1 protein-coding gene and 1 pseudogene are annotated in these 1391 nt (G+C 72.8%); both read left to right on the forward strand.

What is annotated here, in order from left to right:
• A partial coding sequence (locus B9S58_RS02330) for a peptidoglycan-binding protein (protein WP_103530478.1) occupies window positions 1-1092 on the forward strand: 1092 nt, incomplete at its 5' end.
• A gap of 29 nt (window positions 1093-1121) precedes the next feature.
• Window positions 1122-1391, forward strand: a pseudogene (locus B9S58_RS38650) (membrane protease subunit); the annotation flags it as partial.

Below are 1391 nucleotides of genomic sequence, written 5' to 3' on the forward strand. Positions count from 1 at the left end.
GCCGCCGGCCTCGCCCCCGGAGCCCCGCGCGCCGACGGGGGTGCCGATCCGGAGCCGGCCACCCCGCAGGGCGAGAAGGGCCCGCTGAAGGGCACCAGCGCCTCGGGCCCGCCGTCCGCCGGAGCGGCCGCGCCCAGGACGACCCGGGCCGACATCATCAACCGGGCCAAGAGGTGGGTGTCGGCGAAGGTCCCGTACAGCATGGAGAAGTACTGGTCGGACGGCTACCGTCAGGACTGCTCCGGCTATGTGTCGATGGCCTGGAACCTCGGCACCAACGAGTGGACCGGCAGCCTCGCTGCCCACGCGACCAGGATCGCCCGCGCCGACCTCCAGCCCGGCGACATCCTCCTCTTCCATAACCCGGCCGACCCCGCCAAGGGCTCGCACGTCACGATCTTCGGCGGCTGGACCGACTACAGGCGCACTCATTACGTCGCCTACGAGCAGGCGAGCCCGCGGACGCGGAAGCAGTCGACACCCATGGCGTACTGGAACAACTCCAGCCGTTACGTTGCCTACCGATACAAAGGGGTCACGGGCGGATCGCCCGGTTCCGGCTCCTCCACCGCCTTCCCCGGGGTCAAGCAGTTCGGCCCGGGCGCCAACAACAAGTACGTCACCCAGCTCGGCCGGATGCTGGTCCAGCGGGGCGGCAAGCGCTTCTACGCGGTCGGCCCCGGGCCCGTGTGGGGAAGAGCGGACCAGCGCGCGACCCAGGCGTTCCAGCAGGCGCAGGGCTGGAGGGGAAAGGAGGCGGACGGCATCCCGGGCCCGGACACCTGGCGCCTGCTGACCACCGGCGGCGGACGGAACATTCCCGCCGCCGGCGCGGGCGGCAGCCCGAATACGGCCGTGGCGTTCCCCGGACGCGGCTATTTCAAGCCGGGTCAGTCCAACAGCCATGTCGACCGGCTCGGCAAACAGTTGGTGAAGAAGGGATACGGCAAGCACTACGTGTCGGGCCCCGGCCCGCTCTGGACCGAGGCCGACCGCCGCAACGTCGAGGCGTTCCAGCGGGCCCAGGGCTGGCGCGGCGGTGCGGCCGATGGTTACCCGGGGCCGGAGACCTGGCGCCGGCTCTTCGCGTGACGGACGTGACGGAAAGGAATCGGGAACCGGTGACCCCCAACGACGACCAGACCCCCCGGACCACCCCCACCCCCACAGCTGCCCCCACCCCGCACTCCCCGGACGACCAGCTCCCACCGTCGCTCTTCGCCCCGCCGGGCAAGGGAAGCCCGCCCCCGCTGTTCGGCCCGGTCGCCGACAGGGCGGCGCGCCCGCTGGACGGCGGGTTCCCGTCCCGGCCGGACGCCGAGCCTGCGCCTGTGCTGTCCGGACGCGCGGACCGGGGGTCCCCGCCGCCGCTCTTCGGCCCCGTCGCCGAC

The organism is Streptomyces sp. SM11 (genome assembly GCF_002910905.1).
Lineage (GTDB): Bacteria > Actinomycetota > Actinomycetes > Streptomycetales > Streptomycetaceae > Streptomyces.